The sequence below is a fragment of the Peribacillus sp. NPDC058002 genome (assembly GCF_042886655.1).
Taxonomy (GTDB): Bacteria; Bacillota; Bacilli; order Bacillales; family DSM-1321; genus Peribacillus; species Peribacillus aracenensis.
Genome location: NZ_JBHVQU010000244.1, coordinates 1 through 5,072 on the forward strand (window position 1 = coordinate 1; position 5,072 = coordinate 5,072).

Genomic DNA, 5,072 nt, shown 5'->3' on the forward strand with positions numbered 1-5,072 from the left:
TTCTTCTTCATATTCTTTGTGTGTTATGCCATTTTTCAACATGTCAACACTTGCTTTAATCTTCATTTTTATATGAAAACGAACTTTTCCGTTTTTTTCTACGATAGGTGTTATCTTAGCCTTCTTTTCGAACACAATAATTGATGTTTCCCTTTCCGTTCCAGAGAAAAGGGTAACGTTATCACGAACAAAATGTTTGTTCACTAATCTTGCACCATTCATCACCTTTTTAGGCAGAATGGCCATTATTTTATTTTCTGAAATAACAGCGATGTTATCCATTAATAAAGCCTTCTTTTTTTCTTTCTGCCCGGTCCATTGCTCCGTAATCTTTAGTTGGGGAATTGAAACGTAATAAGCAGGTTCGTCCAGCTCAATGAGAATCTCTCTTAAATTTATCGGTGGGATAAAAGAGCTTTGATTATAGTTCCCCTTTGGATCGCTTAATTTTGAAAAAGCCAAGGAAATGTTTTCGATAGGGGAAATAAGCATGGCATCTTTAACCGCACCCTTAGTCATAAAAAAGTAAATTCGGTAGCGTGTTTCGCGATAACGGTCCAATAAATCAAGCGTATATTTGAAGTTTCCAGTTTTAATGGCTTCTTCCGATAAAATAACAAAAGAAAGATGTCCCCAATAAATACGCCGATCTGACGTATGATATAAATTAAACAAGGCTTCATCGAGAGTATCTCCAGTAGCACTTCCGACATCTGCAGCGTTTAGGGTACTGGGATCTCCACCTGATTCGGATTTTGCCAGCCCTTGCAGATTAATGATTTGAAGGTGAGCGACGACCTTTCCGTCTTTATAATCGATCCCCAATCCATTTGCATAAACAAGTCGTTCAGGTTCATTTGAATCCCAGCAACCAGAGAGAAAGGAAACACTTAATAGTATTAGAATGAATCTGTACCTCATTTTTTTCCATCATCGCCTTTCCTCGTGGGGTCTTTAGAAGAAAAGATAGAAGGGCGTTTTTTATTCAAAGCGGAAGGAACCCTAAAAAGTGTTTTTGCAATATTGGACCAACTTAAGTTAGCAGTTACTTCCATATAGGGAACACCTAATATTCGTATATTACTCACATACGCACAGAGAAATAGCGCTAAAAGGATGAATGAGAAAAGACCTAAAAGAGAGGCGGAAATAATAGCAACCAGCCTAATTAAGCTAATGACCCCAATGATCGATTGATTGACGAGTGTAAAAGTAGCTACAGCTGAGCCTGCAATCACAACAAGCATGGCAGGACTTGTTAAACCGGAACGGATCGCAGCATCCCCAATAATTAAAGCGCCCAATACACTTAATGTTGGACCAATCGATGTAGGTAATCGCATCCCGGCTTCTTTGAATATTTCAAAGACGATGACCATCGTAATTGCTTCAAGTGAGGTGGGAAGTGGCAGACCCCTTCTTGATTCCACTACTGTGGCCAGTAATATCAGCGGGAGCTGGTCTTGATGAAAGGTGGTTAAAGCGACCCAAAAACCTGGTAATAGAGCAGCAATAAAAATGCCGAATAATCGAAGCACCCTTTCAAATGAAGCGTAAATGGACGTGTATTCATTATCTTCGGATGTTTTTAAGACAATGAAGAGGTTAATGGGTGTAATCATTGTGTAGGCAACACCATCAATTAAAATTAAAACCCTTCCTTTTAACAGGCATTGTACGGCAAAATCCGGTTTTCCCGAATAGTCATGCCTTGGAAAAAGTATCGCAGGTTGCTCTTCAATCAATCCCATAAATTGATTGCCTCCATATATCCCATCCACATCAATTGCTTCAATTTTCCGAGATATTTCTTGAACCATATCAGGATTAGATATGTCCTCCATATATAAAACAGCGACTTTAGCCAAAGTTCTCCTGCCCACCTCGAAGTATTTAACGCTTAAAGAATTTGTACGCATTCTCTTCCTGATTAAAGCCACATTGATGGACAAATCTTCAATAAAATTATCTCTCGGTCCTTTTATCGTTACTTCTGACGTTGTTTCCTCTGGATTACGTTGAGGGCGATTTGCTATGTTTACAGATAACAAAAAACCGAATTCTTCTATGTAAAGTAACAATCTTCCGGAGTAGATATCTGCGAACAAATTCTCCTTTGTATTCACTTCAGTAAGTTGTGGAAGATAAAGTGAAGCTTTTATTTCGTTAATTGTTATTTTCCCTCTTGGATATTTTTCGAAAAATAATGTTAGCCTTTCAAATACGAGATTATTTAATAATTCAGTATCGACAAGTCCTTCACATCCAATTACTGTAATTTTTATCGGTGATTCATCACGATATACACTGGTTTGAAAAAAAACATCTCCTGAGTTTTGAAAAATTTCTTTTAAATCGGATTCATTGTTTATCATGAGTTTATCCGGTTTTTCCAGTTTCCTATTCGGACTGGATGCTTGTCGGTTCTTTTTTTTGAACATCGGATATGGACCCCCTTTTTCTTCGATTACTAAACAAAACAAATAAACTTAAAAGGATGGAAACGGCTAAAAAGAAAAATAAGGTAATCGGCAAAACAAATGTTTTTATAAAGGAATATAGAACAACATCGCTGAAGCTAAATGAAGTAGAAATGATAAGGAAAATAGAATAGGTTAGGAGCAATATGATTTTGTTTCGCTTCTTTTTAAATGATAGTACTTCGAGTGATAAAAATAGGAAAAAGGAAACACGAATAAAGGCTCCTGTTAACCATTGATAAATCGACAAGAAATCAAGATGCTCAATGAATCTCCCTAATGTGACTAATCCCCACTGCTCAAAGGCAGGAAACTTTTGCCTTGCGGCTTCGACTGGGCCGAATTCTACAATGGAGCCAATAAGCGGCCCAAGAATAAGCCATGTAAGGATGATAGAATTTATAGCAAAAACCTTGAATTTTAGTTTTCCATGGACTTTTTGCTGCATTAAAAGTATGACAATCAATTCGATAAGGCCAGACAAGGGATAAATAATACCTGCAAAGACAGGGGACCATCCATTTTCAAGGATGGGTTTCAAAAGTGAATAATCTTTAAATTGTATGTTCGTGATTGCAACAAAAAAGCCAAACACAAGGACGGCCATCAATACAAATGTATTTGTAATAGCGATCGTTTGTATGTTTGTTGAGGCAAGGAAAAAGCATAAACCAGTAAATAAGATGATTTCATATATCGAAGGAGTTATGGGCAAATAGGAAATATTTGTCCATACAACCATCTCTTTTAATGAAACCGCAGCCAAAAAAGCGAAAAAGAGACTCATGGTAAAGGATAAAATCCTGCCTGTTACCTTCCCAATATTTTTTTCCACCCAGACAAATATATTTGTCTGGCCTGTGGCTTTATGGATATAGAATAAGAGAAAACACCAAATCAAAATCAGGCCAAGAGCAAGTAGAACAGAAATCCACGCATCCCTTTTGGCCGCCTGTAACAAATGAGGAAGGATCGTTACATGATTTTTCAAGCCGACAGCCGTCATCATGATTAAAGATAGTTGTACAGTTGAAATCTTTCCACTTTTTTTCATCTTCATATACTCCTTTAATAACTCGATAGCTTTAGTTTTCTCCATTAATCCCCAACATATCCAAGATAAGTTGATGTCCTTTTTTTAGGGAGCGGCACATCTTCAGCATAAAGGAGGGCGAATCTCATATAAATGATACATAGAGGATATTCATTATTTGCGAGAATCGGCAAAAACCTGCTTTCAACCCTATTCGTGAAAAAGAAGGAGGGGAATCATGGACGTGAAGAAAGTTGGTATGCCTAGTGCCTTTGGAAAACAAACCATACACAATCCGCTGAAGAGAAATATTGATTTGACTGAAAAAAATATCAGCACTTCATATACTGCAGAGGAATTGGTGGAGCTGTTGTCCCGGCTTCCAGCCTTTGCACCTAAACCTGTTTGTAAGTTCATCATCAATGACCGTACACTGTTTGGGAAATTGGAACAAAAAAATGAGTCCAGTTTGTTCATAAGGCATAAATTCGGGAAAAAAGTTGTCCAATACCATATGGAGCAGCTGCAGTCTGTGGATATCCTGAAATATTAAGGAGGGTTTTCATGTCAGAGAAAAATGGCGATAAGGAATCCAAACCACTTTTATATGTCGATCAAGCAAAAATATCAGATCAGCGTGGGAATATGCAAAGTGATTTTCGAACGAAAAAAGCTACACCTCAAGACAGCGTTGAGCCTGAACCCGAACTACAGGAAACCGAGCAAAATGAAGAAAAAATCGAAAAAGTCAAACGGGAATTCGGTGTTTATGATGCCATGATGGAAATTGAAAAAGAGATTACGGGATTAAGAAAAATCACCGAACAATATGCACCTGAGCAAACTCCGGTTGAACAAATGGAACATCCTGAACAAATAGAACCAGAAAACGAAAAACCAGTTAAGAGAAAAAGGAAAAAGGTGGAGAAGAAAGAATCTTCCCGCGACATCATTTCCCGCCTATCCAATCATCAAGGTTTTCCAAAGCCATTATGTGAGGCTATTGTAAACGGAAAAACGATTCAGTTTCATGTGTTGGGAATGAAGGGGGAATCAGTGAAGATTAAAAGAGGGAAGCATATTCGTTTCGTGGACCTGCCGGATATCATCGATGCCAAAATAATTGAAGTACCTAAGTGAAGGAGCAATATTAAATGTTTCCCCCACAAAATGAATTTACCTTATTTATAATATTAGGATTGGCTTCCTTCAGGCTGACACGTTTGATTGTTTTCGATAAAATCATGGAGCCGCTGCGCCGCCCCTTTTTTAAAGAGATTGAGGAAAAAAATGAAGAAGGGGATGTGGAAATATTTTTAATGCCCAAGGAGAAGGGCCTGCTTGGCTGGATTGGACAATTGCTAAGCTGTTTTTGGTGCGTGGGTGTCTGGGTTAGCCTTTTTCTGGTTTTCCTTTATATCCAACATTGGTTTATTGGCGACGTATTGACATTTATCCTTGCCGTAGCAGCAGTAGGCGCAATCATTGAGGTTATAATCAGCAAATTTATGGACATTTGATTGGAAACAACTTGTCTCTTCGTTCATATAGTATGGTAT

The 5,072-nt window shown here is 37.9% G+C and carries 6 protein-coding genes; 3 read left to right on the plus strand and 3 right to left on the minus strand.

From position 1 onward, the window contains the following. The 3 genes from ACFVSH_RS22665 to ACFVSH_RS22675 form a co-directional block, all read right to left on the minus strand. Positions 1–921: Ger(x)C family spore germination protein (locus ACFVSH_RS22665; protein WP_387707954.1), on the minus strand; the 921-nt coding region annotated here is incomplete at its 3' end. Beyond that, positions 918–2,441 (minus strand): spore germination protein, encoded by a 1,524-nt coding sequence (locus ACFVSH_RS22670; protein ID WP_387596208.1) that lies wholly within the window; start codon positions 2,439–2,441, stop codon positions 918–920. The genes ACFVSH_RS22665 and ACFVSH_RS22670, both read right to left, overlap by 4 nt. Continuing rightward, complete coding sequence (locus ACFVSH_RS22675) at positions 2,401–3,534, minus strand: GerAB/ArcD/ProY family transporter (protein ID WP_387596205.1); 1,134 nt, start codon at positions 3,532–3,534, stop codon at positions 2,401–2,403. Before ACFVSH_RS22675 ends, ACFVSH_RS22670 begins: the two co-directional genes overlap by 41 nt. Before the next feature lie 217 nt (positions 3,535–3,751). On the opposite strand from ACFVSH_RS22675, the gene ACFVSH_RS22680 reads away from it, so the two are divergent. From ACFVSH_RS22680 to ACFVSH_RS22690, 3 genes are read left to right on the plus strand one after another with little or no spacing between them, the layout of a single operon-like run. Continuing rightward, a complete protein-coding gene (locus tag ACFVSH_RS22680) occupies positions 3,752–4,066 on the plus strand; it encodes a hypothetical protein (RefSeq protein WP_387596202.1) in 315 nt (104 codons plus the stop codon). Positions 4,067–4,077: 11 nt separating this feature from the next. Then, positions 4,078–4,653 (plus strand): hypothetical protein, encoded by a 576-nt coding sequence (locus ACFVSH_RS22685; RefSeq protein ID WP_387596200.1) that lies wholly within the window; start codon positions 4,078–4,080, stop codon positions 4,651–4,653. Between the two features lie 14 nt (positions 4,654–4,667). Further along, positions 4,668–5,033: a DUF1360 domain-containing protein gene (locus tag ACFVSH_RS22690; protein ID WP_260284018.1), complete on the plus strand. Its 366-nt coding sequence runs from the start codon at positions 4,668–4,670 to the stop codon at positions 5,031–5,033. Positions 5,034–5,072: the final 39 nt, after the last annotated feature.

What these genes read in the sequence shown, in the direction of transcription:
- ACFVSH_RS22670 (WP_387596208.1), bottom strand. Translation starts at nt 2,441, where the DNA reads ATGTTCAAAAAAAAGAACCGACAAGCATCCAGTCCGAATAGGAAACTG.
- ACFVSH_RS22685 (WP_387596200.1), top strand. Translation starts at nt 4,078, where the DNA reads ATGTCAGAGAAAAATGGCGATAAGGAATCCAAACCACTTTTATATGTC.
- ACFVSH_RS22680 (WP_387596202.1), top strand. Translation starts at nt 3,752, where the DNA reads ATGGACGTGAAGAAAGTTGGTATGCCTAGTGCCTTTGGAAAACAAACC.
- ACFVSH_RS22690 (WP_260284018.1), top strand. Translation starts at nt 4,668, where the DNA reads ATGTTTCCCCCACAAAATGAATTTACCTTATTTATAATATTAGGATTG.
- ACFVSH_RS22675 (WP_387596205.1), bottom strand. Translation starts at nt 3,534, where the DNA reads ATGAAAAAAAGTGGAAAGATTTCAACTGTACAACTATCTTTAATCATG.